Genomic DNA, 25,504 nt, shown 5'->3' with positions numbered 1-25,504 from the left:
GAAAAGACACCCGATTCTTTCCTGACTGACTGCCTCCCTCCACCCGGTGTATCGGCTGAAGGGAGGCGGGAAGGTTTTCAGCAACCGATGTTCTGCTCGCAGCATTCACGCGCCACCATATAGGCCGGCGGCAGCGAAGGATCTTCGATACGGGCACGGGCACGCTCCAGCATCCAGCGCAGGCCTTTCGGGCTTACCCGGTCGCGTTGCATGACAAGCTGGACCATTGGATCGTCCAGCAATTCATCAAGCCTGCTCTGTGTCGCGCTCATATCGTGCCTCTTTATTCGGCCCCCGCCGATGGGTCATAGATAGGAACCCAATCTTGACGCGCCAATGGCACCAAGGCGACTAAGCTATGGCAAATGCGTGAAATTTTGCAGTGCCGGGGAGCCGCTGCTTCGTCGGCTTAGTGCTTTCTGGCCTGCACAAGATAAGCGTCGATCGCAGGCTCGCCCAGCCATTTGGCGGCTTCCAGCCGGTGCAAGCCTTCCACCAGAATGTACCGCTTGCCATCATGGCGGACCTGAACAGGCGTTTTCATGCCGTTTTCGAGAATGTCTTCGGCCAGATGGCGAACTGTTTCAGGATGCAGCGTTTTGCGACGTGCAGCCGGGACGTAAATGTCGTCCACCGGCACTTTCTGGATTTTCATCATATCGGCCTGCCCTCTTCTCCGGGCAGCGAAAGGCCACCTTCGGCAGGAGCAATGTAAGTGGCCGATGCAATGACGGCAACGCGATACGGGCTCAGCGTATTTTCTTCTTCAGGCCCGCTTCATCGATCAGCATGTTGGCGATCTGCATGCGGATCATGGCGCGATGGCGCAGATGCGGCGGCATTCGATCCGGATGATTCGACAGAGCGAACCGGCGACGCACCTCGCGCAGGTTAACCGCGGGTTCGCCAAGGCCAAGCTCGGCCGCGATGCGATCCGGATCGATGGAGGGCAGTTCTTCGCGCTGGGATGGCGCTTCGCCAGCAAGTGCGGCCCGCGCCTGATCGAGAAGAGCGGAAAAATCAAGGCCGGTGTCGGCTTCGCTTTCCAGATACCGGGCAGCCAGAGCCTCATCCGAAACTTTGATTCGTCCCGAATGCAATTCTTCCACCACAGCCAGATAATCGAATGGTATGGACGGCAACGGCGCTGCCGGCTCCTCCTCGCGAGGGGGCGCAAAGAGATCGTCCAGCAAAGACGCAAAATCCATTTTGGTGCTGCTGGCTATGGCAGCCTCCCCCCGTTTCTCACGGATGCGGATTCTATTGCCCGCCGGTTAAAAATGGATGCCTTATGTGGGAAGAACTTTAATTTGTGCCCCTGCATATCTGCCATGCGAATGCTGCACCGCACAATTGTCACAAACAATGTATATTGAAAGCCAAGCGGGAGGACAATGCAGGAGCCCTGTCATGGGTTTTGTCACCGAACTTTTCGCGCGCCCCCGCCCTCAGGAAGAAGTGCGCTACCGCACGGCGCTCGCCCTGCTCAACGCAATGAGCAATGCCGACCGCGCCGATATAGGCATCAAACCGGCTGACTTCCCCCGAATCGCCCGCGAGATGTCGCTGCGCTGATCATGAGCCGCCGCGCCGCTGCATGGCGAATCGCTGACTCGTCGCATAAGCTTGTCCTGAGGCACCTCGCTTGTTTTTGCGGCAGCCGTTCCGGCGCTTCATGAGACGGTCAGTTGCCTTGTTTTCGCGAAATTCCGGACGGAAATTCGTGATTCGTCAGCACCGGAACCATTCCGGCGACCGGCTCGGGCAGGAGAAAGCCTCATGAAAGAAATGTTGGCGCGGACCTTCGTGGCGCTTCTCGGCGGTTGCGTGATGATACCGGCCGTTTCATCACAAGCCGCAGCGCAGACGGATGCCCCCTATATCGATGATCGTTCCGATCCCGCGGCGTTGATCCGTTCGCTCTACAGCGCCATCAATCGCCACGAATATGCGCGCGCCTGGGACTATTTCGGCGAAACCAAGCCCGCGGCCGACTTTGAGAGCTTTGCCGGAGGCTATGAAGGCACGGTTTCGGTCGATGTCGAAACCGGCGGTGTTCTGGAGGAAGGTGCTGCCGGCAGCATTTATTACACCCTGCCTGTGGCGATCCGCGCCGAGCAGGAGGATGGCAGCCACAAGGTTTTCGCCGGCTGCTACACGCTGCGCCAGCTCAGCGCCCAGACGCAGGAACCGCCCTTCAGGCCGCTGCATATCGAAAAGGGAGCGCTGGAGCCCAGTACATCGGATTTCGACAAGGCGCTTCCTTCAAGCTGCGAGGATGGCCAGATGGTTCCCGAGCGCGACACGCTGCTTGAGAAGGCCAGGATCGTTTTCGCAGCGAACTATGGCGATCGTTGCGATGCCGCCCTCACCTCGGGCGATGAGGCGCAGGAGCCGTCCGCCTATACCATCCGCTACAGCACCAAAACCGACGATGCGGAAAGGCAAGCGCGGCTGTTCCGTTTCCTGTGCATGCGCGGCGCCTACAACGAGACATTCGCCTTCTTGATATCCGACGAGGACGGCGGCGTGCGCCAGCTTCAGTTCTCCGAGCCGGATCTCGACATTCACTACGCCAACAACGATCCCGAGGGCGAGCTCGAGGCGGTGAACGTCATCGGGTACAATGTCACGGATGAGCTGGTGAATGCCGACTATGACGAAGCCGGCCACACGATTATCTCGCATGCCAAATGGCGCGGTGTCGGCGACGCTTCCTCGTCAGGGACGTGGCTGTTCAGGAACGGCAAATTTGTGCTCGTCCAGTACGATGTCGATGCGTCCTATGACGGCGAGATCAACCCGCAAAGCGTGCTCGACTACAATTCGGCACCTTGAGCCGCCGGCTTACCTGGTTTCGGAAAGCATCCAGTTGAGCGTTTCACGCCAGTCCGTCATGCGGATCGGGGTTCCGTGCGTGCCCGTCTCGAAACGCACGAAGCGCGCGGGGTAATTCTTCGACTTTGCCAGAATAGCGCGGAAGAAGGCTTCCTGTTTTTCCACCGGGAACACCGGGTCGCGGCTGCCCTGCCCGAAGAAAACCGGAACGCGCCGCTGAAAGGCGGGGCTGGACAGAAAGCTCTCATCCCACAGGGAGCCCAGCAGCAGCAGCCCGTCCACCGCAGCCCCCTCACCCTTGCCGGATGCCAGTTTCCAGCACAACGCACCTCCCATGGAGCCGCAGGCCACGAATATCTTCGCCCCCGGCGAGCGCGCCCGGTAGTGGCCGATCAGGGCCGCGATCTCGGCGGCGCCCTTGTCGCCGAAGTCGGAAAAATCAGGCGACAGGTAAAGTCCGCCATTTTGCGCCATCAGGTTCTTGATGCGATTGAAATTGCCTCCGAAGGTGAAATCGTCGATCCCCTGACGGCGGCTTCCGCCCTGCCCGTGCAGATAAAGCACGATGAGACTGGCATCATCGGTGCGCCCCACGGCGAAATGGCGGATGGTGCCAGCCTCCGTCTTCAGCGCCAGATCCTTCTGAACCTTGCGCACGCCGGTCGATACATAGGCGCCCTTCACCCTGCGCTCGGGTATCTGGTCGCGCCCGTTGATGTCGCGCATTTCCTGATAATCGACGACCAGATAGCGATCGCCGGGCTTACCCGACAAGAGGGCGGGATAGGCGAACAGGTCGTCCTTGTAGGGCTTCAGCGTTGCTGATCGGGCGCTGGCCGGAAAGGCGGCGAGCAGCAGCAGGGACAGCAGCGGAACGAAAACGCTCCTCATGCCGCATCGTCCCGCGCCTGGAAACCACGCAGGCGGAACGATTGGATGACTTCGGCCAGTATGGCGACCGCTATCTCGGCCGGATTGGCCGCCGCGATGTTCAGGCCGATCGGAGAGCTCACAAGTGCCACGCTTTCCGCGCTCAGACCCGCAGCCGCAAGTCGGGCGACTCGGGCGGCGTGCGTCTTGCGGCTGCCGAGCGCGCCAACGTAGAAGCAGCCGGCTTCCAGCGCGATGCGAACCGCAACATCATCGATCTTCGGATCATGCGTAACCGCGGCAAGGGCCGTGTAACTGTCCAGCGGGACGTCCGCCCGCAATACTTCCTGCGGCCAGCGCGCATGCAATGGCACGTTCGGAAAGCGCTCGGGCGTTGCGAACGCGCTTCGCGGGTCGACGATCTCGACCGGATAGCCGGCAAGACGCGCCATGGGCACCAGAGCCTGCGTGATATGCACGGCGCCGACGACAACCAGTCGCGGCTGCGGCACATAAGCATTGAGAAACAGGGTTTTGCCGCCAACTTCGACGCTGCGGGATATTCCGGTACGGTGCGCCTGTTCGACGGCGTCGTTCATCGCCGCGTCGACGGCATCGCCCTGCCGAAGCAGGCTGTTTGTCCCATCAGCCAGATCGGTCGCAACAAGCACCGCCCTGCGCGAGAGGCGGGCAGCGTTCAGCGTTTCCAGATTGCCTTGTTCCGGAGCTCCGATCTTTCGGACATGCACCCGGATGCGTCCACCACAGGACAGCCCGACCTGCCATGCCGTCTCATCGGTCACACCGAACTCAAGCAGCTTTGGGCTGCCAGCGGCAATCACGTCAAGCGCCTCGGAGACAACCGCCCCCTCGACGCAGCCTCCGGAAACGGAGCCCTGAAAATTGCCGTCTGCATCAACGACCAGATGGCTGCCGGGGGGACGCGGCGCCGAGCCCCATGTCTCGATGACAGTGGCAAGCGCCACTTGCCGCCCCTGCTTCAGCCATTCCTCCGCGACGCGAAGCGGATCGTTAATTTCCTCAATGTTTTCGGGCACTCCCACGCCTTGCTTCTCCCCTTGAATCAAGCCGTTACAGCGCGGGTCCGGATGTGACGCGCACTACAGAACGTCGTACCGGCGATCGTGATAGATCAACGGCCGCTGGGCCTCACCTATCCGCAAGCCAACCACACGCCCGAACAGGACACGATGTGTGGCGACATCCTTGGTGTCGATGAGTTCGCAGTCGAACACAGCCACGGCATCCTCAAGCGTCGGTGCTCCCGTTGCGATCCGGTCCCACTTCCCTGCCCTGAAACGCTCGGCCATATCGGCGATGCCGGTCTGGCCGGAGATGGAGGCGGCAAGCGCACGGTGCTGCTCGCCCAGAGTATTGAGCGCGAAGTTGCCGTTGGCCAGATAGATTTCGTTCTTGGGATTTTCCCGGTTCAGGCACACCAGAACGATCGGCGGCGTGTCGGATACCGAACAGGTCGCAGTTACCGTGGCACCTCGGAGCCCGGCCGGACCATCGGTGGTAACGATATGGACGTGTCCGGCAAATTGGGCCATCGCATCGCGATAAGCCTGTGGTCCGATATCGTTCTTCTTCAGCACCAGCGGAAATCCAGTTTGCGACAGTCGGTTATATAAGGCGGTCGCTCACAGGCCACAAGCAAGGCCGGCGGGCGAGACGGGCTGTTTCGTCCCTTACCCTGTGCCATGTTGCTTAAGAAGTCTGCAACCTCTACAGCAAAGCGGACACGCACGGACCCTTCAGGGATATATTTCGGCACCAATGCGCATTGCACAGGCCTTTGCAGCAGCCTTGACCGGCCTCATGCTCACCGGCAGCGCCCATGCGGAGCAGCCTGCAGCAGGGATTGTCGCGCCGCTTTCCGGTCCTTCGGAACTGCTTGGAAAGCAGATATTGACCGGCGCCACGCTTGCCGCCGGCAAACAGGCCAGCCTCACCATCGCCGACGACGCCTGCACGGCCGAGGGCGGTGCAAACGCCGCCAGAACGCTGGTGCAGGCCGGGGTGAAGGTGGCCATCGGGTTTCTGTGCATCGAATCCATCGAGGCGGCAGCGCCAATCCTGAAGGAAGCAGGCATTCCCATCATCGCCATCGGCGTGCGCGCCGACAGCCTGACCGACCAGCGCGCCCGCAGCGGCTGGCCGGTCTTCCGGCTCGGACCTCGCGGCGACGGCGAGCGCAACGCGGTCGCCTCGATCCTGACCAGGCTGTGGAAGGATCAGCATTTCGCTATTGTCGACGACGGCACGATCTACGGCCGTGAACTGGCGGAGACGTTGCGCGCGCAGGCCGAACAGGCCGCCCTCAAGCCGGTTTTCACGGACACGTTCCGGCCCGGCCTCGACAACCAGATCGCCATTGTCGGTCGGTTGCGCCGCGCCGGCGCCACGCATGTGTTCGTCGGCGGCGAAGCTGAGGACGTCGCGATCATGGCGCGCGATGCCGCCGGGCTGGATGCCGGCATCACTTTCGCCGGAGGCGAGGCGCTGCGCGCCGCCGTCGCAGACGTTCCGCTCGCGGCCGGGACGCTGATGATCGGCCTGCCGGAATGGTCGGAAGTGGCCGACCCGCATGTGATTGAAGCATTCAATGCCGCCGGCGTGCTTGCCGAGGGCTATGCCCTGCCGGCCTATGCGGCGGTGCAGATTGCCGAACAGGCAGCCGAAATCGACAAACCGCTGGCGGACGCTCTGTCGCAACAGGCGTTTTCGACAGCCATCGGCCAGATCCGTTTCGATGAAAAGGGCGACCTGACCCAAAGCCCCTATCGCCTGTTCCGTTTCGACGGGCGGCGTTTTGTTGAACAGGAGGTTCCGTGATGTTCCGCACGGGTGCGCGCAACCTCATCACCGATGTTGCCGGGCTTCGCGTCGGCAATGCCGCTGACCTGCGCATCAGGTCCGGCGTCACCGCCGTGCTGTGCGACGAACCGGCCGTGGCCGCTGTGCAGGTTCTGGGTGGCGCACCCGGCACCCGCGAAACCGATCTGCTTGAGCCGCACAACACGGTCGAGGCCGTCAATGCCGTGGTGCTGGCTGGTGGTTCCGCCTTCGGGCTCGATGCCGCCTCCGGAACGCAGGCCTTTCTGCGCGAACAGGGTGTCGGCTTTACCGTGCAGGATCAGGTCGTGCCGATCGTCCCGGCCGCCATCCTGTTCGACCTCACCAATGGCGGCGACAAGGACTGGGGTCGCTATCCGCCCTATCGCGAACTCGGATATGAAGCGGCCCGCCTCGCCGCCGCGGATTTCGCCATCGGCACGCAGGGTGCGGGCACCGGCGCGATGACCGCAGGCCTGATGGGCGGGCTGGGCTCGGCCTCGACGGTTCTCGACAACGGCATCACCGTCGGCGCGCTGGTGGCGGTCAACCCGCTGGGATCGGTGACGGTGGGGCGCAGCCGCCACTTCTGGGCCGCGCCCTTTGAAATCGGCGAGGAGTTCGGTGGGCTCGGCATGCCTTCGCCGATGCCGGAGGATGCCCGCGAAATCCGCCTGAAATTCAGCGAAAAACCGCAGGGCGCAGCGACCACGATCGCCATCATCGCCACGGATGCGGTCCTCACCAAAGCCGCCGCGAAGCGGCTGGCCATCGCCGCCCATGACGGTTTCACCCGTGCGATCTGGCCAAGCCACACCCCCTTCGACGGCGATCTGGTCTTCGCGCTGGCGACGGGGCGCAGCGGCACCACGGTTTCGCCAGAACAGGCCATCGAGCTCGGCGCCGTGGCCGGCGCCACCATGGCGCGGGCGATCGCGCGTGGGGTCCATGCGGCCACGGCCGCGGAAGGCGATCCGTTTCCGGTGTGGTCGGCCAGCTGAGCGTCCCATGCCCATGATGGCTGGACGCACGGAGGCCGCGTCTCTATCCTGATCCTCGCATTATCGGGAGAGCCGCATGTCTGCCCTCTACTTCCATCAGCTTGAGCGGCAAAAGACCGCGAGAGGCGAGAAACTTCTCTCCGACACCAATCTGGACAGCCACAAGCCTACAGTCATCAGCGCGCCACCCATGCCCGACAACGGGAAAATCCGCATCGAACTCAACGAAAACGGGGCCACGAAAATCATCGTTTCCGATCGCTGAAAAATTATCCTGCCACGTCCGCAGCCCCCTTCCCTTTATAAAGCCTGATTTTCCGGCGAAAGCACGGGCTGATGATCCTGCTTTCATTCCACAGGAGCCTGCCTTGCGATTCGCCACATTTTCGTCCTCCTTGATCCTTGCCGGCGCCCTTGCCACCGCAGCCCATGCCGGTGATATGGCAGAGCTGAATATTCTCGGCTTCAGCCAGAATGGAGGCATCTTCGCCTTCGAGGAATATGGGGTGCAGGACGGCTCCGGCTTTCCTTATGCCAACCGCTATTACATCGACACGGCAACCGACAGCTATGTGAAGGGTTCGCCCGTGCGCGTACGCATCGACGACGAGAGCGCGACACTTCAGGCGGCACGCGACAAGGCGCGCGACGAGGGCGAAGCCATCGTCAAACAGGCCGAGCTTGCGGCCAATCGCGGCTACACGGCCGGCCAGAACGCCGTCACCGAGCTTTCGGCCGATCCGTCGCGCATGGCGGTCAATCCGCGTCCCGTCTTCCCGGCCATCGACAAGCCGCTGGAATTTCGTCTGGAGGCCATACCCTTCGGCGAGCTGGAACAGTGCCACGGCATGGGTGAGGCACAGGGCTTCCGCCTCATGCGCATCGACGCCACCGATGGCGGCAGGAACCAGCTTGTGCATGACGACGAGTCGATACCGCAAAGCCGTGGCTGCCCGACAGGCTACTCGATCGGCGCAATCCAGACCTTCGCCAGCGAGGGCAGCGTCAGCCACTATGCCGTGCTGATTGCCGTTCAGAAGATCGGCTTCGAGGGCCCCGACCATCGCTGGATGGCAGTTACCGGGAAGTACTGAGGATCCTGCAGATCGATTTTTACGGGAAGGCCGGGCATCTGTCCGGCCTTTTCGTCGGCGGCATGGGTCATCCCGCGTTGAGCATCGGCGCTCACTCTGTTAGGAGGCGGGCACACTCACATTTAAAGTTAGGTGGTTGAGATGATCCCCCGTTATTCCCGGCCGGAAATGGTCGCCATCTGGTCGCCTGAGACCCGCTTCCGCATCTGGTTCGAGATCGAGGCCCATGCCTGCGACGCGCTGGCCGAGCTTGGCGTGATTCCGAAGGAAGCCGCGAAGACGATCTGGGAAAAGGGCGGCAGCGCCACCTTCGATGTCGAGCGCATCGACGAGATCGAGCGTGTCACCAAGCACGACGTCATCGCCTTCCTCACTCATCTGGCCGAGTTCGTCGGTCCGGATTCGCGCTTCATCCACCAGGGCATGACCTCTTCGGACGTTCTCGACACCTGCCTCGCCGTGCAGCTCACCCGCGCCTCCGACCTGCTGCTGGCCGACATCGACGCGCTGCTGGAAGCTCTCAAGCGCCGCGCCTTCGAGCACAAGGACACCGTCACTATCGGCCGCAGCCATGGCATCCATGCAGAGCCCACCACCTTCGGCGTCAAGCTGGCCGAGGCCTATGCCGAGTTCAGCCGCTGCCGCGAGCGGCTGGTGCACGCGCGCGAGGACATTGCCACCTGCGCCATTTCAGGCGCCGTCGGCACCTTCGCCAACATCGATCCCTATGTGGAAGAGCACGTGGCGAAGAAGCTCGGCCTTAAGCCGGAGCCCGTGTCCACGCAGGTCATCCCGCGCGACCGCCACGCCATGTTCTTTGCTACGCTGGGTGTCATTGCCTCGTCCATCGAGCGCGTCGCCATCGAAATCCGCCACCTCCAGCGCACCGAGGTTCTGGAAGCGGAGGAATATTTCTCGCCGGGCCAGAAGGGCTCGTCGGCCATGCCGCACAAGCGCAATCCGGTTCTGACCGAGAACCTCACCGGCCTTGCCCGCATGGTGCGCTCCTACGCCTTCCCTGCCATGGAGAACGTGGCGCTCTGGCACGAGCGCGACATCTCGCACTCCTCGGTGGAGCGCATGATCGGTCCTGATGCGACCGTGACGCTCGACTTCGCGCTGGCGCGCCTCACCAACGTGATCGACAAGCTGCTGGTCTATCCCGAAAACATGGAGCGCAACCTCAACCGCTTCCGCGGGCTGGTGCATTCGCAGCGCGTGCTGCTGGCGCTGACACAGGCTGGGGTGTCGCGCGAGGATTCCTACCGCCTCGTGCAGCGCAACGCCATGAAGGTGTGGGAGCAGGGCAAGGATTTCCTTGAGGAACTGCTGGCCGACGCGGAAGTCACAGCCGCCCTTTCCGAAGCCGAAATCCGCGAGAAGTTCGACCTCGGCTATCACACCAAGCATGTCGACACGATCTTCAGGCGGGTGTTCGGCAAAAGCTGAAAGTCCCTCGATTAACCACCTGCCGATCTCCCGAGGGGCAGGTGGACAAGAGTTTCAGGACGCGAACGCATCCATCAGAATGAACGTCCCTTCCCTGCGCTGGTGCCGATTGATGAGCGGCACCAGCCTCCTGAAGTGTTCGCTGCGGCAATGAGCATCGAGCGCCGCCCGATCCGGCCACTCTTCGATAAAGACGAAATGCCCGGCATCCTTCTGGTCCACAAACAGATCGTAAGCGATGCAGAGCGGTTCCTGCCGCGTCTTTTCCACCAGCTCTGCATAAAGCGGTGTGACGATGCCGATTCGATCCGGCTTGATGAAGTCTTCGGCGATAACCTTGAGCATGGCGCAACTCCTTGCCCGGAAATGGAATCGTACCCGGGCTTACGCTTCATCTGACACATAGCGCGATCAGAACATGTCAGGAGTGTTGGCATCCGGGCGCAGAATGTGACGTGACCTGTTCGACTGCGGAAATATGCTGTAAGCCTGACGGCAGGCACTCTCCCACGCCGGAGTATCCCGATGCCCGATCCGAACAATCTTCTGGCCTTCGCCCTGATCGCGCTTGGCATGGTTCTCACGCCGGGGCCGAACATGGTCTATCTGGTGTCGCGCTCAATCTCTCAGGGGCGTACGGCCGGGCTCATATCGCTCGGCGGCGTTGCACTCGGCTTCGTGTTCTACATGCTGTGCGCGGCCTTCGGCATCACGGCGCTGCTGATGGCCGTGCCTTACGCTTATGATGCGATCCGGTTCGCCGGAGCCGCCTATCTTCTGTGGCTTGCCTGGCAAGCTTTCCGCCCAGGCGGACGCTCTCCATTTCAGGTGCGGGACCTGCCGAAAGACAGTCCCCGAAAGCTTTTCCTCATGGGATTCCTGACCAACCTGCTCAATCCCAAGATCGCGGTCATGTATCTGTCCTTGCTGCCGCAGTTCATCGATCCGTCAAACGGAAACCTGCTTGCGCAGGCTCTCGTCCTTGGCACGACACAGATTGCCATCAGCGTCATCGTCAATGCGATGATTGCCATATCGGCCGGCACGATCGCGCTCTTTCTCGTGCGGCGCCCGTCCTTCGCCGTTCTCCAGCGCTGGGTTATGGGCACCGTTCTGGCTGCGCTGGCGGTGAGGATGGCCACCGAAGCACGGCGGTAACTTTATCTGCCGCCGCGCGGGTAAGAACTTCGCGACGGCAGGTTATGGTATTTACGCCGCCTTGCCGGGAACGGTGCGGATCAGAGTGCCCCAAGGATCCTCGCGGCTGGTCTCGGCGGAGGCTTGCGACGACCGCATCTCCACCCATGACAGGCCGCTGCGGCCGGGGTCGCGCCGCCCTGCGCCGGGGCTCTGCCAGATGTTGCCGGCGATGTGGTGATGATAGCCGCCGGACGACATGAAGACGGCCTTGTCGCCATAGTGCGCCACGGTGTCGAACCCGAACTCCTTCTGCCACCAGTTCTCCGCCTGCGACGGATCGCCGACGCGCAGATGGACATGGCCGACAACCGTATTTTCAGGCGCGCCGTGCCAGCCGGCATCGCCGGCGGGGACGGAACCGATGACGCCCTCGACATCCATGCGCGCGGTGGCCATCTCCACCTGCCCGTTCTGCCATTTCCAGCCCTCATGCGGGCGGTCGGCGTAGATTTCAATGCCATTGCCTTCCGGATCGGTCAGGTAGAGGGCCTCGGACACGATGTGGTCGGAGGCGCCGTCGATCCTGATCTTGTCGCCTATGGCATGGTTGATCCAGCGCCCGAGATCGGCGCGTGAAGGCAACAGAAAGGCCGTGTGGAACAGGCCCGCCGAACGCGGATCGTCGGGTTTTGCTGACTTGTCAGATTCGATCACCAGCAAAGGCCGGCCAGCGGCACCGAGCGTGATCGTCTCTCCGTCCCGCGACAGTTCCTGCAGGCCGACGATCGTGCGGTAATAGGCGGCCAGCGCTTCGGCATCGCGAGCGCGCAGGCCGACGCGGGAAACGCTTACCGGTGTCGTGGCGGCAAAGGGAAGTCCACTCATTGTTGTCTCCATTCGGGGCGCCTGCGCTCCGCCCGCTCCAGCCATGAAGGGCAGGACGGCGGCCGCACCGGCAAAGCTGCGTCGTGTCAGTTTCAAGGGAACCTCCGGCACGATTTTTCAGCCTCAATATCGTTCAACGATGTTGTTCATACAATAATGCAGATATCGAACATTTCGTTCACTTTTCCGATAACAATTATTGCTGATCGACCGGCTGCTTGTGCCAGAAGCCAGTATGCCTGACCCCGGGGTCTTCCTCATGTTAAGATGAATTTCTTCCTTCCAGATGAGACCATTCCCCATGAGTGCAAATCCCTCTCCCCATCTGCGTCCCGCCCGTACAGGCGACGGCGCTGCCGTCTTCGAGGTCACCCGGCTTTCCGTACGCGCTCTGGCAAGGGACCACTACTCAGCGGAGCAGATCGAGGGGTGGATGGGCGCACGCACGCCGCACTATTATGAACAGCTCATCGCTCAGGGACGCATGGTCGTTGCCGAACTCGAGGGTGAGATCGTGGGCTTCGTCGATGCCGAACCCGGCGAGGTGACACGCCTGTTCATTCTGGAACGGGTGGCCGGTTACGGGCTCGGCAAGCGTCTTCTGGAGATCGGAGTGGAAAATGCGCGGCGCGACCATGAAGGCCCCATCCGCATTGAATCCACGATCAATGCAGAGGGTTTCTATAGGAGCCAAGGGTTTCGCCCCGTGGGACGAGGGTTTTTCTCACATGGGCTCGGCGGCGATCCGATCGAGATCGTGCATATGGAGCTTTGAGCCACGGCAACCGCTTTGCGCCGTGGGCTGTACCGGGGCTGTACCGGGCTTGCACCGGCAAAACAGCATCGCTACATGCGGCCCATGAAAGTCAAAGACGCAGAACTCCTCATCGTTCCCGGCTACACCAATTCCGGCCCCGATCACTGGCAATCCCGTTGGGAAGCCAGGCTGTCGAGCGCGCGCCGCGTGGAGCAGGCGGAATGGTCGAAACCCGTGCGCGAGGACTGGACGGCGACGCTCGCCAACGCGGTCAACGCGGCTGAAAAGCCGGTCGTGCTTGTCGCCCATTCGCTCGGCGTGCCCACGGTCATGCATGCGCTGCCGCTTTTCAATAAGCCGGTGGCAGGCGCGTTTCTGGTCGCGCCGCCGGATGTCGCCAATCCCGCAATCAGGCCCAGGCATCTGATGACCTTCGGCCCGTATCCCCGCGATCCGCTGCCCTTCCCCTCGATCACGATAGCCAGCCGCAATGATCCTTACTGCGCTTTCGAGGTGGCGGAAGACATCGCCTCGGCCTGGGGCTCGCTGTTCATCGATGCAGGGGAATCCGGCCACATCAATGCCGATTCCGGTCATGGTCCATGGCCGGAAGGATCAATGACCTTTGCCCACTTCATGAGCCGCCTTTAAGGCGCCCTATCTGGAACCGACGGACTGCTTCAGGCTCGACAGCAAGCCGGCGGCTCCCTGCGCAATGAGCTGGTGCTCCGATCCCGTGGCCAGCAGGCGGTAGCCCATATCCACGAAACGGCCGGCAATTGCCGGATCGGTGACATAGATGCCTGCGTGCTTGCCGGCCGCCCTCGCCCGCTTCGCCACCGAAGCCACGGTTTCCATGATCGCCTCAAGCGTCGAGTCGACCTGACGGCCTTCGGTCCACGCGATCGAGAAATCGCCGGGCCCGAGAAATATGGCGTCGATACCCGGCGTGGCCAGAATGCCATCCAGAGCATCCAGCGCCTCGCGCGTCTCGATCATGGCGAAGGACAGCGTGCGTTCGTTGCTCGTCCGCAGCCATTGCTGATGATCGCCCTGCCCGTGGCGCGGAAAGGCATAGGTCGGGCCCCATGAGCGCCCGCCCAGCGGTGGGTACTTCATGGCGGCGGCGAATGCCCGCGCATCCCCCACCGAGTTGATCATCGGCGCGATGACCGCTTCGGCTCCAAAATCGAGCGCACGGCTGGCCATGTCGAAGCGGCCCACCGGCACGCGCACGATTGCAGCCTTTCCCGCGGAGAGAACCGGAACGAGGCAGCGCAGAACGCTGTCTTCATTATGGCCGCCATGCTGCATGTCGAGCGTGACGGCATCGAACCCCTGCGCCGCCATGATCTCGACGGTCAGAGCATCAGGCACGCCGGACCAGCTTGTGAACACCACCGCATCGGATTCAAGGCGTTGTTTGAGCGACATGTTTTTCTCGCAATCTGATTCCGGAAAAGACGGGAACCTTCTGTCTTTTAAACGAAAAACCGCCCGGACTAACCGGGCGGCTCCATTTTTCAGCCTTGATCAGGCGTGCAGCGAAGCTGAAAAACCTCGCGCAACACCGCTGCCTCAGCCGTTCTTGACCTGCTCGGCGGCAGTCGCCAGCAATTCTTCCATGGTACGGCGGATCTGGTGGTCGGACTGTGCGACACCGGCGGCGTCGAAATCCTTGCGCACCTTGCGGAATACGTCCTCGTCGCCTGCTTCCTCGAAATCGGCCTGCACCACTTCCGTGGCGTAGGCTTCCGCATCGGCGCCGCTCTTGCCGAGCTTTTCGGCGGCCCAGAGGCCCAGAAGCTTGTTGCGGCGGGCGATTGCCCGGAATTTCTGCTCTTCGTCCAGCGCGAACTTGCGCTCGAAGCCCTCCTGACGGTCCTTCATATTGGTCATGGCCTTAATCTCCGGCTGCAAGCGATTCGAATTGCCCATGCAATATGGGCTCACAACCCACAAACCAAAAGGCTGCCGGGCGGTCAATATGCGATCTTGCATGGCGCGATCCGGCCGCATGTGCCTCAACAGCTGTCGAAAGCGGTGCATGTCCGCGATTCCAATTGAGCAAACGGTTCGTTTGCGCTAGAGACCCGGCTGAGCCCCATGGTTGCCGCAACAGCGGCCTGTAAAGGGATGGTCGCCGTGGCCCTCCCTTCGAACCAGAGAAAACACCGCGATGAAGTCACGCCGCCGCATCTATGAAGGCAAGGCCAAGATTCTCTATGAAGGACCTGAGCCTGGCACCCTGATCCAGTTCTTCAAGGACGACGCCACCGCCTTCAACGCCAAGAAGCACGAAGTTGTGGATGGCAAGGGTGTGCTCAACAACCGCATTTCCGAGCACATCTTCACCCATCTGAACCGCATGGGCATCCCGACCCATTTTATCCGCCGGCTGAACATGCGTGAACAGCTCATCAAGGAAGTGGAGATCATCCCCCTTGAAGTGGTGGTGCGCAACGTTGCCGCCGGCTCGCTGGCCAAGCGCCTCGGCATCGATGAAGGCACTGTGCTGCCGCGCTCGATCATCGAGTTCTACTACAAGGCCGATGCGCTGGACGACCCGATGGTCTCGGAAGAGCACATCACCGCTTTCGGGTGGGCAAGCCCGCAGGAAATCGACGACATCATGGCGCTCGCCATCCGCGTCAACGACTTCCTCTCCGGCCTGTTCCTCGGCGTCGGCATCCAGCTCGTCGACTTCAAGATGGAATGCGGACGTCTGTTCGAGGGCGACATGATGCGTATCGTCGTCGCTGACGAGATTTCGCCGGACTCCTGCCGACTGTGGGATGTCGCCACTCAGGACAAGCTCGACAAGGACCGTTTCCGCCGCGACATGGGCGGCCTCGTCGAAGCCTATCAGGAAGTGGCCCGCCGCCTCGGCATCATGAACGAGAACGAACCGCCGCGCCCCGCCGGCCCGGTGCTTGTTTCATCCGGTTTGCCCAAGGGCACAAAACCGCATTGACCTTTTCCGAGAGGAGCATCTGAGCGTGATCAAGGCCCGCGTTATCGTAACTCTCAAGAACGGCGTGCTCGACCCGCAGGGCAAGGCCATCGAGCATGCGCTCGGCGGACTGGGCTTCGACAGCGTTGGTCCCGTGCGTCAGGGCAAGGTGTTCGATGTCGAGCTTACCCATGGCGACAAGGCAAAAGCCGAAGCCGACCTCAAGGCCATGTGCGAGAAGCTTCTGGCCAATACCGTGATCGAAAACTACGCGGTGGAGATCGCCTGAAGTGAAGTCAGCCGTCGTCCTCCTCCCCGGCCTCAACCGCGACCGCGACATGATCGCGGCGCTGACGAAGATTTCCGGCAAGCCGCCGGTGACCGTCTGGGAAACCGACACGACCATTCCCGATGTCGATCTCATCGTCATTCCCGGCGGTTTTTCCTATGGCGACTATCTGCGCTGCGGTGCGATCGCCGCGCGCATGCCGGCCCTTCGCGCCGTGGCGGAAGCCGCTGCCCGGGGCGTGATGGTTATCGGCGTCTGCAACGGTTTCCAGATTCTCGTGGAAGCCGGCCTGCTGCCCGGCGCGCTGATGCGCAACACCTCGCTGAAGTTCGTCTGCCGTGAAGTGAAGCTTCAGGTGGCCAACGCCAACACCTCTTTCACGCGCAACTATCAGGCCGGCCAGATCATCCGCTGCCCTGTCGCGCACCACGACGGCAACTTTTTCGCCGACGCAGAGACGCTGGCCAGACTGGAAGGTCAAGGGCAAGTCGTGTTCCGCTATGCGGAGGGCACCAATCCCAATGGTTCCGTCAACGACATAGCGGGCATCGTCAGCGACAAGGGCAACGTGCTTGGCATGATGCCGCATCCGGAAAATCTGATTGAAGCAGCGCATGGCGGGACCGATGGCCGTGGCTTGTTTGAAAGTGCGCTGGGCATAGCGGCCTGACGCAATGCGGCAGCCCCGTCCCGGTGCGGCGTGGCTTCTGCTGAAAGAGTTGCGGTTCGATATGGGCGGGCAGATGACGGCTACCTCGATGACATTCAGGTTTGCGGTGCTGGTCGCGGCGACATTTGCACTCGCCTCCTGTCAGTCAGGCTCAAAAGCGCCTTCGCAACCCACGGGAAAGAGCGCGGCCCTGAGATCTATGGAACAGGTGGCGACGGCAGCCCACAAATGCTGGTTTGCCAGCAAGGATCCCGCTTTCCGTTCCTACCAGATGGCCAATGAGCTCAATAATTTCGGAGGCACGCCGCGCTTCCTTCTGGTTCCTGCACGAAACTACGGCGCCAAGCCGCTTCTGGTGGTGCAGGCGACCGGCAACTCAAGTCGCGTCGATGTTTTCGGACCGCTGATGGGCGATGCCCTCGGCTCCCGCATCAGTTCTGATATCGCCCGCTGGCAAAGTGGCAATCCGGCCTGCTCTGCCTCAGCATAGGCACAGACATTTTAAAAGCAGCCGGTTTTTCCCGGCAATGACCACCGACAGGAACGCCAGTGCAGAAGACCATTATATATCCCCGGCCCGCGACGTGGATCGGCTGGGGCCTTGTCCTGTTGCTGGGCGGGGCGCTGGCCGGTTATCTGGCGGAGGTCTACACCGATCTCGATTATTATCTGTTTGCCGAAAACGGTCCTGTGGAAGGCTCGCAAACCATTGTTCTGGGCGTTGCTGCCGCCATTTTCGCCGCGCGCGGCTGGCGCAGCAAAGGCCCTGTGGCATTCCTGTGCATCGCCGTCGTCTACGTGCTCCTGCATGCCATGGTCCGGGAGACGCCGCGTTGCGACAGTCCTTTCTATCCGGGCGGCATCTGTCTGACGAGAACAGCGAAAGAAGCACTGTGGGTCATATTCACCGTTGGTCTTGCCGCCCTTCTGTTCCTCAGGCGCGCAGACTTTCTGGACGCCCTGAAGCCGCGCTGGAGCTTTGTGTTCTGGCCGCTGGGCGTTGCGTTCATCATGCTGCTGGCTGGAGAACTGGCCGAGCACTACAATCAGGAAGGCATCGAGGAAACGCTGGAAATGCTCGCCTATTGCTACACGCTGGCCTGTTCGATCTGGATTTACCGCCACACCTGACTTATCCGATGCCAAAGCCTAAATCCTTCCCTGATCCCTGCCGCGCAGGCGATCGCAGCCCATGCAGTCGAGACAGGAACAGATGACCATTCCGAACACCGTGCAGATTACCCCCGAGCTCATCGCGGCCCATGGGCTGAAGCCGGATGAATATCAGCGCATTCTGGACCTCATCGGTCGCGAGCCGAGCTTTACGGAACTCGGCATCTTCTCGGCCATGTGGAACGAGCATTGCTCGTACAAATCGTCCAAGAAGTGGCTGCGTACGCTGCCGACCACGGGCGAGGTCGTCATTCAGGGTCCGGGCGAGAACGCCGGCGTGGTGGATATCGGCGACGGCGACTGCGTGGTCTTCAAGATGGAGAGCCACAACCACCCCTCCTACATCGAGCCCTATCAGGGCGCGGCGACGGGCGTGGGCGGCATTCTGCGCGACGTCTTCACCATGGGCGCGCGCCCCATCGCGGCTATGAACGCGCTGCGCTTCGGCGAGCCCGATCATCCGAAGACGCGGCATCTGGTGGCCGGAGTGGTCTCCGGCGTCGGCGGCTACGGCAATTCCTTCGGTGTGCCTACGGTCGGCGGCGAAGTGAATTTCGACGCCCGCTACAACGGCAATATCCTCGTCAACGCCTTCGCGGCCGGCCTTGCGAAGACCGACGGCATCTTCCTGTCGCAGGCCAAGGGCGTCGGCCTGCCGGTCGTCTATCTCGGCGCCAAGACCGGCCGCGACGGCGTCGGCGGCGCGACCATGGCCTCGGCCGAATTCGACGATTCCATTGAGGAAAAGCGTCCCACCGTGCAGGTGGGCGACCCCTTCACCGAAAAGTGCCTGCTGGAGGCCTGTCTGGAGCTCATGGCGTCCGGCGCGGTCATCGCCATTCAGGACATGGGCGCTGCCGGCCTCACCTGCTCGGCCGTCGAGATGGGCGCCAAGGGCGACCTCGGCATCGAGCTCGACCTCGACAAGGTGCCGGTGCGCGAAGAGCGCATGTCGGCCTACGAGATGATGCTGTCGGAGAGCCAGGAGCGCATGCTCATGGTGCTGCGTCCCGAAAAGGAGAAGGAAGCCGAGGCGATCTTCACCAAATGGGGCCTCGACTTCGCCATCGTGGGCAAGACGACCGACGATCTGCGCTTCCGCGTGCTTCATCAGCGCCAGGAAGTCGCCAACCTTCCGATCAAGGAACTGGGCGACGAGGCTCCCGAATATGATCGCCCGTGGGTGGAGCCTGCAAAGCCGGCGGCGCTTGCCTCGACCGATGTGCCGCAGGCCGACATCGCCGATGCACTCCTGAAGATGCTCGGCGGGCCGGACCTGTCCTCGCGGCGCTGGGTGTGGGAGCAGTACGACACCATGATCCAGGGCAACTCCCTGCAACGGCCGGGCGGCGATGCCGGGGTGGTGCGCGTGGAAGGCCACGTGAGCAAGGCGCTCGCCTTCTCCTCGGACGTGACGCCGCGCTATTGCGAGGCCGATCCTTACGAGGGCGGCAAGCAGGCGGTTGCCGAATGCTGGCGCAACCTGACGGCCACCGGGGCGCTGCCGCTTGCCGCCACCGACAACCTCAATTTCGGCAACCCCGAGCGGCCGGAAATCATGGGTCAGCTCGTCCACGCCATCAAGGGCATCGGCGAGGCCTGCCGTGCGCTCGACTTCCCGATCGTTTCCGGCAACGTCTCGCTCTACAACGAGACCAACGGACAAGGCATCCTGCCGACCCCCACCATCGGCGGCGTCGGCCTGCTGGGCGACTGGCAGAAGATGGCCCGCATCGGCTTCGCGGCGGAAGGCCAGCCGGTCCTGCTCGTCGGTGCGCCGGAAGGCTGGGGCACGCATCTGGGACAGTCGATCTATCTGCGTGACGTGCATGGCCGCACGGATGGGCCGCCGCCGGCGGTCGATCTCGCCCATGAAAAGCGCTTGGGCGACGCTGTGCGCGGCCTGATCGCCTCCGGCATAGTCACCGCCTGCCACGACCTTTCCGATGGCGGCCTTGCCGTCGGGCTCGCGGAAATGGCGATGGCGTCGGGCATCGGGGCAGAGGTGGATGCGCCGCCGGCCGAGCCGGTTGCCGCCTTCTTCGGCGAGGATCAGGGTCGCTACCTGCTGACGCTTTCGGTCCTGCCGGGCACCGCCGAATGGGCCGCTCTGCTCGCCGATCTTGAGAAGAGCGGCGTGGTTGTCCACCACATCGGCACCACCGGGGGCGCCGAATTGAAACTTGGGCAGGCGCGTGGCATACCGGTCAGTGAACTGGTGACCACGCACGAATCGTGGTTCCCGGGCTTCATGGGTACCTGACAGGGAAAACGACATGGCAATGGACGCGCACGAGATCGAGAGGCTGATCAAGGAAGGCATTCCTGACGCCCAGGTCACGATCCGCGATCTTGCCGGCGACGGCGACCACTACGCCGCAGAAGTGGTTGCCGAGAGCTTCCGGGGCAAGAGCCGCGTTCAGCAGCACCAGATGGTCTACGATGCCCTGAAAGGCAATATGGGCGGCGTTCTGCACGCGCTCGCTCTCCAGACCAGCGCGCCGGATTGACGTGATATTGCCCTTCTCCCCTTTCCGGCGGAGAAGGGCTATTTCCTTGCGAAGACCGACAGGACCGGCCCGGCCGGGTGCCTGCCGCCGATGACGATCTTTCCGTTCGCGGTCAGGGTCGATATCGCGCCATCGAGAAAAAGCGCATTGCGGCAATCCAGCTCATCGCGAAAGAGTCTGGCGAAACTGCCGAGGCTGACGGGCTTGCGCGAAATGGCCAGCACGACGCGGTTCTGGCCATCGACGCCGACGCCGTTGCGGATGTAGCGCGAAGCTCCGTCGGGCTCGAATCGTGGATGGATGTTGCCATCGATCACCAGCATAGGGCCGGATTGCGTGGCATAGAGCGCGTCGGGCTTTTCTCGCTGATAGGCCCGCGATTCGATCACCGCGCCCTGCCCGCTGCGGTCGATCATGAAAACCCCATTCGGCTTCATGAAGAAATTGCCTTCGGCATCGTCGAGGTTGAGGGCCGCCTTCTCCTGCCCCTCCTCCACCAGCAGCCCGACCGGCGAAAGATCCTTGTGGTACATGCCCGCATTCATGGAAAGCACCGGCGGCCTGCCTTGCGCCGTCATGCTCTGGTCAGCGGCGGCAACCGTCCCGAAGGGCTTGCCGTTCCGGTCTTCATGCAGGATGCGGACATCATAGCGGTCCGCAGACAGCACGCAGACGATATGGGGCGTACCTTCAAACGTCACATCGCGGCACGGTTCCGGCAGGGTAACGGCCGCTTCAGGTCTGGCGGGCGGCGGGGAACTTTTTCGGGAGCGCAGCTGCCAGACCACCGCGCAGGCGATGACAAGCAGCAGCGCCGCACAGAGAAACAGCACCAGTTTTTTCATGCTTCAATCCGGATGTTGGCAGTGGTCAGGCACCCGCCGGGGCGAAGCCTGACGCAGCGGTCTTGTGTCTGCGCGCGCTCGGGGCTATTTGAATAGCAGGTTTGCGGCCTGATTTCCTACAGGCCTGAAAGGATTGGCCATGAGCGGAATCAGCGATTACATCGATAGCGAAGTCAAGAACAACGACGTCGTGCTGTTCATGAAGGGCACGCCGGGCTTCCCGCAGTGCGGCTTCTCCGGGCAGGTGGTACAGATTCTCGACTATGTCGGGGTCGACTACAAGGGCATCAACGTGCTCGATTCCAGCGAGTTGCGACAGGGTATCAAGGATTACTCCAACTGGCCCACCATCCCCCAGCTTTATGTGAAGGGTGAGTTTGTCGGCGGCTGCGACATCGTGCGCGAAATGTTCCAGGCCGGGGAATTGCAGTCGTTCCTCGACGAGAAAGGCATAAAGGTCAAAGGCGCCGCCTGACCTGACTTTTGCGCTGCTGCGGCAGCGCCACATATTCCGGACAAAGGCGCTGGCACCCACCAGCGCCTTTGCTGCTCTTTGGAAACTGCGTTTCCGGGTGCGTTTTCACGCGCTCACAAGCCCGTAAACGTCGGAAAGATTTGAAGGTTATTTCATGGACGTATCCGCACAAACCGCACCGCCGCGGCTTGCCGGAATGGGCAAGATGGAATTCATCGCGCTGATGGCGATGCTCATGGCCCTGAACGCGCTGGCCATCGACATCATGCTTCCCGGTCTGCAGGAAATCGGCTCCACTCTCGGAGTCGAGAACGAGAACCACCGGCAGTATGTGATTTCGGCCTATCTGCTCGGCTTCGCCTTCGCACAGCTGGCCTATGGTCCGCTCGCCGACCGGTTCGGACGACGCACCCCGATGCTGATCGGCCTCGGCATCTACATCGTGGCCGCATTCGCGGGCGCGATAGCACCTACCTTTGCAAGCCTGCTTCTGCTGCGCTTCGTGCATGGTATCGGTTCCGCCGCCACGCGCGTCATCACCGTCTCCATCATCCGCGACGTGTTCGGCGGGCGGCAGATGGCGGAGGCCATGTCTCTGGTCATGATGGTGTTCATGATCGTGCCGGTCATCGCGCCGGGCACCGGACAGGTGATCATGCTGTTTGCCGAATGGCACATGATCTTCGTGTTCATGGGGCTGGCGGGCATTGTCGTCACCCTCTGGATGGCGCTCAGGTTGCCCGAAACGCTAGATCCGGCCGACAAACGGCCCTTCAACCCGCGCGCGATCGCGCAGGCGTTCGGCATCGTGCTCAGCAACCGGCTGGCGCTCTGCTACACGCTGGCCAGCACCTTCATCTTCGGCTCGCTGTTCGGCTTCATCAATTCGGCCCAGCAGGTCTATGTCGGCATCTACGATCTGGGAACGATGTTCCCTGTGGCTTTCGCCGCCGTGGCTGCATTCATGGCCCTGTCGTCCTATCTGAACTCGCGGCTGGTCGGCCGGTTCGGAATGCGCAAGATTTCACATGGCGCGCTGATCGGCTTCCTGATCGTCAGCGCCATCTGGTTCGTGCTTTCGCTTTTCGGAACGGTGCCCTTTCCGCTGTTCATCACGCTGTTCGCCCTGGCCATGTTCCAGTTCGGCCTGATCGGCTCGAACTTCAACTCTCTGGCCATGGAACCGCTCGGCCATGTCGCCGGCACGGCCTCCTCGGTCCTGGGTTTCATGGGAACGGCCGGTGGCGGCCTGATCGGCGCGCTGATCGGTCAGGCTTTCGATGGCACCACGACGCCGCTGGCGTTCGGTTTCGTCAGCGTCGCGGTGATCGGCCTTGTATTTGTTCTGATCGCCGAGCGTGGAAAGCTGTTCCACGCGCACCACAAGCCGATCTGACAGCCGTCAATGCGGGGCTGTACCCCCAAGGTTCAGCCCCGCGAAATCGAACAGGTTGCGGTCAAGCAGATGCGAAGGCCGCACATTCGCCAGGGCCCGAATCATGGTGTCCTTGCGGCCGGGCATCTTCTTTTCGATGTCGTCCAGCATCGCCTTCATCAGGTTGCGCTGAAGCCCGTCCTGGCTGCCGCACAGATTGCAGGGGATGATCGGAAAGCGCATGGCGGTGGCGAACTTCGCCAGATCCGCCTCGGCACAAAGGCTCAGCGGCCGCAGCACCATCACATCCCCTTCGTCATTGACGAGCTTGGGCGGCATGGCGGCAAGGCGCCCGCCGTGGAAGAGGTTCATGAAAAAGGTTTCGAGAATGTCCTCACGGTGATGGCCGAGCACCAGCGCCGAGCAGCCCTCTTCACGCGCGATGCGATAAAGATGGCCGCGCCGCAGCCGTGAGCACAGCGAGCAATAGGTGCTCGATTCCGGCAGCTTGTCGGTCACGATAGAATATGTGTCCTGATATTCGATGCGATGCACGATGCCGTTGGCATCGAGATAATCGGGCAATATGTGCTTCGGGAAATCCGGCTGGCCCTGATCGAGATTGCAGGCGAGAAGATCGACGGGCAACAGGCCACGCCATTTCAGGTCGAGCAGCAGCGCCAGAAGCCCGTAAGAATCCTTGCCGCCGGAAAGCGCCACCAGCCAGCGCTCTCCCGGCCTGACCATGGCATAATCCTCGATGGCCTGCCGCGTCAGTCGCAGAAGACGCTTGCGCAGCTTGTTGAACTCAACTCCGCCGGGAGCGGCTCTGAACATCTGGTGGCAACCATCGGCGTTCGCTTCCGGTGCAGCATCCTCGGTAAGCATCGGCATATCCATGACGAGCGTGCCTTCAATCTTTCCTGTAAACGCCCGCAATAGAGCATCGGAGCGAATAGTGAAATCAGGTTTTCCGTTTCGCTGCCGCGATTTCCCGGAAAAGAAAAGGCCGCCCCGAAGGCGGCCTTTCCAGTGCAAAAAATGCAGTATGATCAGCGCGAATAGAATTCGATGACCAGGTTCGGTTCCATCTGGACGGCGAAAGGCACATCAGACAGGCCCGGAACGCGGGCATAGGTGGCGACCATCTTGTTGTGGTCGACTTCGATGTAGTCCGGCACGTCGCGCTCGGCGAGCGACACGGCTTCCAGAACGATGGTGAGCTGCTTCGACTTCTCACGCACCTCGATGACGTCGCCCGGCTTGCAGCGGTAGGAACCGATGTTCACGCGCTGGCCGTTGACGTTGACGTGGCCGTGGTTGACGAACTGACGGGCAGCGAAGATCGTCGGAACGAACTTGGCGCGGTAGACGATGGCGTCGAGGCGCGATTCGAGCAGGCCGATCAGGTTCTCCGGAGTGTCGCCACGGCGACGGGCAGCTTCCTCATAAGTCTTGCGGAACTGCTTCTCGGAGATGTCACCATAGTGACCCTTCAGCTTCTGCTTGGCGCGCAGCTGCAGACCAAAGTCCGACAGCTTGCCCTTGCGCCGCTGGCCATGCTGGCCGGGGCCGTATTCACGCTTGTTGACCGGAGACTTCGGACGACCCCAGATGTTTTCGCCAAGACGGCGGTCAATTTTGTATTTCGCGGATTCGCGCTTGCTCATCGCATTCCCTTTCAAAAAATCACCCACGGCCCCATGGCTGCGGGTAAGGAAACGCGCCCTCCTCTGGCCTCCGTTTTCGAGACCTGACAGGATCGGCCGCGCAAAGCGACGGACGATCCACGGGACACGTCAAATGAAACAACCGGGCTTGCGGCCCGGTGCTTCGCGGTTTCCACTAGAGGGATCGGCCCCCGGTGTCAAGCGCCGGCGCCGTCTGCGGCTGCATCGAAGGCCGCGCGGGCAGCCGCCAGTTGCCCCCTGTTCTGCGCCGCCCAGTCCCCCAGCGCACCAATGGGCACGGCGATGGAACGGCCGAGCGCCGTCAAGGCATATTCGACTTCGGGCGGCGTGGTCGGCCGCACGGTGCGGCTGACCAGCCCGTCGCGCTCCAGCGAACGCAACGTCACGGTCAGCATGCGTTGCGATATGCCTTCGATCGACCGCCGCAACGCATTGAACCGCATCGGCGCCGGCTGAAGGCTGATGATGACGAGCAGGCTCCATGTGTCGCCCACCCGGTCGAGAACGTCACGAATGGGGCAACCGCCCTTGCCGTCTTCGGCAAAGCCCGGCGAAGCTTGCAGCAAGGGGACGGGTGCCTCATTTTCGGGTCTGCCCGCAACAGCCGTTCCAAGGATAGCATTCATGGCG

Annotated in this window: 33 protein-coding genes; 19 read left to right on the top strand and 14 right to left on the bottom strand. The window is 62.1% G+C overall.

The annotated features are described in order from the left end of the window. Positions 1-77: 77 nt before the first annotated feature. From HNR59_RS09650 to HNR59_RS09640, 3 genes are all read right to left on the bottom strand, one after another. Positions 78-272, bottom strand: coding sequence for a hypothetical protein (locus tag HNR59_RS09650; protein WP_183829183.1), 195 nt, complete (start codon positions 270-272; stop codon positions 78-80). Positions 273-409: 137 nt separating this feature from the next. Then, positions 410-658, bottom strand: coding sequence for a ParB N-terminal domain-containing protein (locus HNR59_RS09645; protein ID WP_183829179.1), 249 nt, complete (start codon positions 656-658; stop codon positions 410-412). A 91-nt stretch (positions 659-749) separates the two neighbouring features. Then, positions 750-1,208: a hypothetical protein gene (locus tag HNR59_RS09640; RefSeq protein ID WP_183829176.1), complete on the bottom strand. Its 459-nt coding sequence runs from the start codon at positions 1,206-1,208 to the stop codon at positions 750-752. A 202-nt stretch (positions 1,209-1,410) separates the two neighbouring features. Between HNR59_RS09640 and HNR59_RS09635 the strand changes: the two genes are divergently transcribed. Both HNR59_RS09635 and HNR59_RS09630 read left to right on the top strand, forming a co-directional pair. After that, complete coding sequence (locus tag HNR59_RS09635) at positions 1,411-1,575, top strand: hypothetical protein (protein ID WP_183829173.1); 165 nt, start codon at positions 1,411-1,413, stop codon at positions 1,573-1,575. 204 nt (positions 1,576-1,779) lie between these two features. After that, the gene (locus tag HNR59_RS09630) at positions 1,780-2,838 is read left to right on the top strand and encodes a DUF1176 domain-containing protein (RefSeq protein WP_343060766.1); all 1,059 of its coding nucleotides are present in this window, start codon (positions 1,780-1,782) and stop codon (positions 2,836-2,838) included. A 9-nt stretch (positions 2,839-2,847) separates the two neighbouring features. Here HNR59_RS09630 and HNR59_RS09625 read toward each other — a convergent pair whose 3' ends face one another. The 3 genes from HNR59_RS09625 to HNR59_RS09615 are packed head-to-tail and all read right to left on the bottom strand — an operon-like array spanning position 2,848 to position 5,327. Further along, entirely contained in the window at positions 2,848-3,729 is an 882-nt protein-coding gene (locus HNR59_RS09625; protein WP_246374550.1) for an alpha/beta hydrolase family protein, read from the bottom strand. After that, entirely contained in the window at positions 3,726-4,772 is a 1,047-nt protein-coding gene (locus HNR59_RS09620) for an XdhC family protein (protein WP_343060765.1), read from the bottom strand. Before HNR59_RS09620 ends, HNR59_RS09625 begins: the two co-directional genes overlap by 4 nt. A gap of 57 nt (positions 4,773-4,829) precedes the next feature. Then, on the bottom strand, positions 4,830-5,327 hold the full coding sequence (locus HNR59_RS09615; RefSeq protein ID WP_183829171.1) for a flavin reductase: 498 nt from the start codon (positions 5,325-5,327) through the stop codon (positions 4,830-4,832). A 181-nt stretch (positions 5,328-5,508) separates the two neighbouring features. On the opposite strand from HNR59_RS09615, the gene HNR59_RS09610 reads away from it, so the two are divergent. From HNR59_RS09610 to purB, 5 genes are all read left to right on the top strand, one after another. Then, positions 5,509-6,567: a branched-chain amino acid ABC transporter substrate-binding protein gene (locus HNR59_RS09610; protein WP_183829168.1), complete on the top strand. Its 1,059-nt coding sequence runs from the start codon at positions 5,509-5,511 to the stop codon at positions 6,565-6,567. Further along, positions 6,567-7,568 carry a P1 family peptidase gene (locus tag HNR59_RS09605; RefSeq protein ID WP_183829165.1) on the top strand — a complete coding sequence of 334 codons (1,002 nt, stop codon included), beginning with the start codon at positions 6,567-6,569 and terminating at the stop codon, positions 7,566-7,568. The genes HNR59_RS09610 and HNR59_RS09605 overlap by 1 nt, the downstream gene beginning before the upstream one ends. Before the next feature lie 76 nt (positions 7,569-7,644). Further along, complete coding sequence (locus HNR59_RS09600) at positions 7,645-7,833, top strand: hypothetical protein (protein ID WP_183829162.1); 189 nt, start codon at positions 7,645-7,647, stop codon at positions 7,831-7,833. A gap of 175 nt (positions 7,834-8,008) precedes the next feature. Beyond that, on the top strand, positions 8,009-8,662 hold the full coding sequence (locus tag HNR59_RS09595; RefSeq protein WP_183831490.1) for a DUF2259 domain-containing protein: 654 nt from the start codon (positions 8,009-8,011) through the stop codon (positions 8,660-8,662). A 141-nt stretch (positions 8,663-8,803) separates the two neighbouring features. Then, positions 8,804-10,111 (top strand): adenylosuccinate lyase, encoded by a 1,308-nt coding sequence (gene purB / locus HNR59_RS09590; RefSeq protein WP_183829161.1) that lies wholly within the window; start codon positions 8,804-8,806, stop codon positions 10,109-10,111. Positions 10,112-10,165: 54 nt separating this feature from the next. On the opposite strand, the gene HNR59_RS09585 is transcribed toward purB, so the two are convergent. Beyond that, the gene (locus HNR59_RS09585; protein WP_183829158.1) at positions 10,166-10,456 is read right to left on the bottom strand and encodes a putative quinol monooxygenase; all 291 of its coding nucleotides are present in this window, start codon (positions 10,454-10,456) and stop codon (positions 10,166-10,168) included. A 180-nt stretch (positions 10,457-10,636) separates the two neighbouring features. On the opposite strand from HNR59_RS09585, the gene HNR59_RS09580 reads away from it, so the two are divergent. Further along, complete coding sequence (locus tag HNR59_RS09580) at positions 10,637-11,269, top strand: LysE family translocator (protein WP_183829155.1); 633 nt, start codon at positions 10,637-10,639, stop codon at positions 11,267-11,269. Positions 11,270-11,320: 51 nt separating this feature from the next. On the opposite strand, the gene HNR59_RS09575 is transcribed toward HNR59_RS09580, so the two are convergent. Continuing rightward, positions 11,321-12,136 carry a VOC family protein gene (locus HNR59_RS09575; RefSeq protein WP_183829152.1) on the bottom strand — a complete coding sequence of 272 codons (816 nt, stop codon included), beginning with the start codon at positions 12,134-12,136 and terminating at the stop codon, positions 11,321-11,323. Positions 12,137-12,437: 301 nt separating this feature from the next. On the opposite strand from HNR59_RS09575, the gene HNR59_RS09570 reads away from it, so the two are divergent. Together HNR59_RS09570 and HNR59_RS09565 are read left to right on the top strand one after the other, a co-directional pair. Continuing rightward, on the top strand, positions 12,438-12,911 hold the full coding sequence (locus HNR59_RS09570) for a GNAT family N-acetyltransferase (RefSeq protein ID WP_183829149.1): 474 nt from the start codon (positions 12,438-12,440) through the stop codon (positions 12,909-12,911). An 84-nt stretch (positions 12,912-12,995) separates the two neighbouring features. Continuing rightward, positions 12,996-13,544, top strand: a complete 549-nt coding sequence (locus tag HNR59_RS09565) for an RBBP9/YdeN family alpha/beta hydrolase (RefSeq protein ID WP_183829146.1) — start codon at positions 12,996-12,998, stop codon at positions 13,542-13,544. A gap of 6 nt (positions 13,545-13,550) precedes the next feature. Here the strand turns inward: HNR59_RS09565 and HNR59_RS09560 are convergent, their stop codons facing one another. Both HNR59_RS09560 and HNR59_RS09555 read right to left on the bottom strand, forming a co-directional pair. Then, complete coding sequence (locus HNR59_RS09560; protein ID WP_183829143.1) at positions 13,551-14,327, bottom strand: HpcH/HpaI aldolase family protein; 777 nt, start codon at positions 14,325-14,327, stop codon at positions 13,551-13,553. Positions 14,328-14,471: 144 nt separating this feature from the next. Continuing rightward, positions 14,472-14,792, bottom strand: a complete 321-nt coding sequence (locus HNR59_RS09555; protein ID WP_183829140.1) for a DUF1476 domain-containing protein — start codon at positions 14,790-14,792, stop codon at positions 14,472-14,474. Positions 14,793-15,072: 280 nt separating this feature from the next. Here HNR59_RS09555 and purC point away from each other — a divergent pair, with 280 nt between their 5' ends. The 7 genes from purC (at position 15,073) to HNR59_RS09520 (ending at position 20,488) form a co-directional block, all read left to right on the top strand. After that, positions 15,073-15,867: a phosphoribosylaminoimidazolesuccinocarboxamide synthase gene (gene purC / locus HNR59_RS09550; protein ID WP_183829137.1), complete on the top strand. Its 795-nt coding sequence runs from the start codon at positions 15,073-15,075 to the stop codon at positions 15,865-15,867. Positions 15,868-15,892: 25 nt separating this feature from the next. Then, on the top strand, positions 15,893-16,135 hold the full coding sequence (purS, locus tag HNR59_RS09545; RefSeq protein WP_183829134.1) for a phosphoribosylformylglycinamidine synthase subunit PurS: 243 nt from the start codon (positions 15,893-15,895) through the stop codon (positions 16,133-16,135). A gap of 1 nt (position 16,136) precedes the next feature. Beyond that, positions 16,137-16,805: a phosphoribosylformylglycinamidine synthase subunit PurQ gene (purQ, locus tag HNR59_RS09540; RefSeq protein ID WP_183829132.1), complete on the top strand. Its 669-nt coding sequence runs from the start codon at positions 16,137-16,139 to the stop codon at positions 16,803-16,805. Positions 16,806-16,866: 61 nt separating this feature from the next. Further along, positions 16,867-17,295 (top strand): hypothetical protein, encoded by a 429-nt coding sequence (locus HNR59_RS09535; RefSeq protein WP_246374549.1) that lies wholly within the window; start codon positions 16,867-16,869, stop codon positions 17,293-17,295. A gap of 59 nt (positions 17,296-17,354) precedes the next feature. Further along, positions 17,355-17,936, top strand: coding sequence for a hypothetical protein (locus HNR59_RS09530; protein ID WP_183829129.1), 582 nt, complete (start codon positions 17,355-17,357; stop codon positions 17,934-17,936). 82 nt (positions 17,937-18,018) lie between these two features. Next, positions 18,019-20,241: a phosphoribosylformylglycinamidine synthase subunit PurL gene (purL, locus tag HNR59_RS09525; RefSeq protein WP_183829126.1), complete on the top strand. Its 2,223-nt coding sequence runs from the start codon at positions 18,019-18,021 to the stop codon at positions 20,239-20,241. 13 nt (positions 20,242-20,254) lie between these two features. Further along, the gene (locus tag HNR59_RS09520; protein ID WP_183829123.1) at positions 20,255-20,488 is read left to right on the top strand and encodes a BolA family protein; all 234 of its coding nucleotides are present in this window, start codon (positions 20,255-20,257) and stop codon (positions 20,486-20,488) included. A gap of 38 nt (positions 20,489-20,526) precedes the next feature. Here the strand turns inward: HNR59_RS09520 and HNR59_RS09515 are convergent, their stop codons facing one another. Next, positions 20,527-21,333, bottom strand: coding sequence for a phosphodiester glycosidase family protein (locus tag HNR59_RS09515; protein WP_183829120.1), 807 nt, complete (start codon positions 21,331-21,333; stop codon positions 20,527-20,529). Positions 21,334-21,472: 139 nt separating this feature from the next. Here HNR59_RS09515 and grxD point away from each other — a divergent pair, with 139 nt between their 5' ends. Next, on the top strand, positions 21,473-21,808 hold the full coding sequence (gene grxD, locus HNR59_RS09510) for a Grx4 family monothiol glutaredoxin (RefSeq protein WP_183829117.1): 336 nt from the start codon (positions 21,473-21,475) through the stop codon (positions 21,806-21,808). A 196-nt stretch (positions 21,809-22,004) separates the two neighbouring features. Continuing rightward, positions 22,005-23,204: a multidrug effflux MFS transporter gene (locus HNR59_RS09505; RefSeq protein WP_183831486.1), complete on the top strand. Its 1,200-nt coding sequence runs from the start codon at positions 22,005-22,007 to the stop codon at positions 23,202-23,204. A gap of 6 nt (positions 23,205-23,210) precedes the next feature. On the opposite strand, the gene ttcA is transcribed toward HNR59_RS09505, so the two are convergent. From ttcA to HNR59_RS09490, 3 genes are all read right to left on the bottom strand, one after another. Continuing rightward, on the bottom strand, positions 23,211-24,077 hold the full coding sequence (gene ttcA, locus HNR59_RS09500) for a tRNA 2-thiocytidine(32) synthetase TtcA (protein WP_183831484.1): 867 nt from the start codon (positions 24,075-24,077) through the stop codon (positions 23,211-23,213). 158 nt (positions 24,078-24,235) lie between these two features. Next, positions 24,236-24,853, bottom strand: coding sequence for a 30S ribosomal protein S4 (gene rpsD, locus HNR59_RS09495; RefSeq protein WP_183829114.1), 618 nt, complete (start codon positions 24,851-24,853; stop codon positions 24,236-24,238). 197 nt (positions 24,854-25,050) lie between these two features. After that, positions 25,051-25,500: a winged helix-turn-helix transcriptional regulator gene (locus tag HNR59_RS09490; protein WP_183829111.1), complete on the bottom strand. Its 450-nt coding sequence runs from the start codon at positions 25,498-25,500 to the stop codon at positions 25,051-25,053. Positions 25,501-25,504 lie beyond the last annotated feature (4 nt).

It is taken from the genome of Aquamicrobium lusatiense (assembly GCF_014201615.1).
GTDB lineage: Bacteria > Pseudomonadota > Alphaproteobacteria > Rhizobiales > Rhizobiaceae > Mesorhizobium > Mesorhizobium lusatiense.
The sequence above is the reverse complement of the archived record's forward strand: the minus strand, read 5'-3'. Positions and strand labels throughout refer to the sequence as shown.

Coding starts and splice junctions, on each gene's coding strand:
- grxD (WP_183829117.1), top strand. CDS start 21,473: ATGAGCGGAATCAGCGATTACATCGATAGCGAAGTCAAGAACAACGAC.
- HNR59_RS09600 (WP_183829162.1), top strand. CDS start 7,645: ATGTCTGCCCTCTACTTCCATCAGCTTGAGCGGCAAAAGACCGCGAGA.
- HNR59_RS09635 (WP_183829173.1), top strand. CDS start 1,411: ATGGGTTTTGTCACCGAACTTTTCGCGCGCCCCCGCCCTCAGGAAGAA.
- HNR59_RS09515 (WP_183829120.1), bottom strand. CDS start 21,333: ATGAAAAAACTGGTGCTGTTTCTCTGTGCGGCGCTGCTGCTTGTCATC.
- HNR59_RS09575 (WP_183829152.1), bottom strand. CDS start 12,136: ATGAGTGGACTTCCCTTTGCCGCCACGACACCGGTAAGCGTTTCCCGC.
- rpsD (WP_183829114.1), bottom strand. CDS start 24,853: ATGAGCAAGCGCGAATCCGCGAAATACAAAATTGACCGCCGTCTTGGC.
- purB (WP_183829161.1), top strand. CDS start 8,804: ATGATCCCCCGTTATTCCCGGCCGGAAATGGTCGCCATCTGGTCGCCT.
- HNR59_RS09610 (WP_183829168.1), top strand. CDS start 5,509: ATGCGCATTGCACAGGCCTTTGCAGCAGCCTTGACCGGCCTCATGCTC.
- HNR59_RS09490 (WP_183829111.1), bottom strand. CDS start 25,500: ATGAATGCTATCCTTGGAACGGCTGTTGCGGGCAGACCCGAAAATGAG.
- ttcA (WP_183831484.1), bottom strand. CDS start 24,077: ATGCCGATGCTTACCGAGGATGCTGCACCGGAAGCGAACGCCGATGGT.
- HNR59_RS09640 (WP_183829176.1), bottom strand. CDS start 1,208: ATGGATTTTGCGTCTTTGCTGGACGATCTCTTTGCGCCCCCTCGCGAG.
- HNR59_RS09580 (WP_183829155.1), top strand. CDS start 10,637: ATGCCCGATCCGAACAATCTTCTGGCCTTCGCCCTGATCGCGCTTGGC.
- HNR59_RS09605 (WP_183829165.1), top strand. CDS start 6,567: ATGTTCCGCACGGGTGCGCGCAACCTCATCACCGATGTTGCCGGGCTT.
- HNR59_RS09645 (WP_183829179.1), bottom strand. CDS start 658: ATGATGAAAATCCAGAAAGTGCCGGTGGACGACATTTACGTCCCGGCT.
- HNR59_RS09535 (WP_246374549.1), top strand. CDS start 16,867: ATGGGCGGGCAGATGACGGCTACCTCGATGACATTCAGGTTTGCGGTG.
- HNR59_RS09650 (WP_183829183.1), bottom strand. CDS start 272: ATGAGCGCGACACAGAGCAGGCTTGATGAATTGCTGGACGATCCAATG.
- HNR59_RS09505 (WP_183831486.1), top strand. CDS start 22,005: ATGGGCAAGATGGAATTCATCGCGCTGATGGCGATGCTCATGGCCCTG.
- HNR59_RS09560 (WP_183829143.1), bottom strand. CDS start 14,327: ATGTCGCTCAAACAACGCCTTGAATCCGATGCGGTGGTGTTCACAAGC.
- HNR59_RS09570 (WP_183829149.1), top strand. CDS start 12,438: ATGAGTGCAAATCCCTCTCCCCATCTGCGTCCCGCCCGTACAGGCGAC.
- HNR59_RS09630 (WP_343060766.1), top strand. CDS start 1,780: ATGAAAGAAATGTTGGCGCGGACCTTCGTGGCGCTTCTCGGCGGTTGC.
- purL (WP_183829126.1), top strand. CDS start 18,019: ATGACCATTCCGAACACCGTGCAGATTACCCCCGAGCTCATCGCGGCC.
- HNR59_RS09625 (WP_246374550.1), bottom strand. CDS start 3,729: ATGAGGAGCGTTTTCGTTCCGCTGCTGTCCCTGCTGCTGCTCGCCGCC.
- purC (WP_183829137.1), top strand. CDS start 15,073: ATGAAGTCACGCCGCCGCATCTATGAAGGCAAGGCCAAGATTCTCTAT.
- HNR59_RS09565 (WP_183829146.1), top strand. CDS start 12,996: ATGAAAGTCAAAGACGCAGAACTCCTCATCGTTCCCGGCTACACCAAT.
- HNR59_RS09595 (WP_183831490.1), top strand. CDS start 8,009: ATGGCAGAGCTGAATATTCTCGGCTTCAGCCAGAATGGAGGCATCTTC.
- HNR59_RS09520 (WP_183829123.1), top strand. CDS start 20,255: ATGGCAATGGACGCGCACGAGATCGAGAGGCTGATCAAGGAAGGCATT.
- HNR59_RS09555 (WP_183829140.1), bottom strand. CDS start 14,792: ATGACCAATATGAAGGACCGTCAGGAGGGCTTCGAGCGCAAGTTCGCG.
- HNR59_RS09585 (WP_183829158.1), bottom strand. CDS start 10,456: ATGCTCAAGGTTATCGCCGAAGACTTCATCAAGCCGGATCGAATCGGC.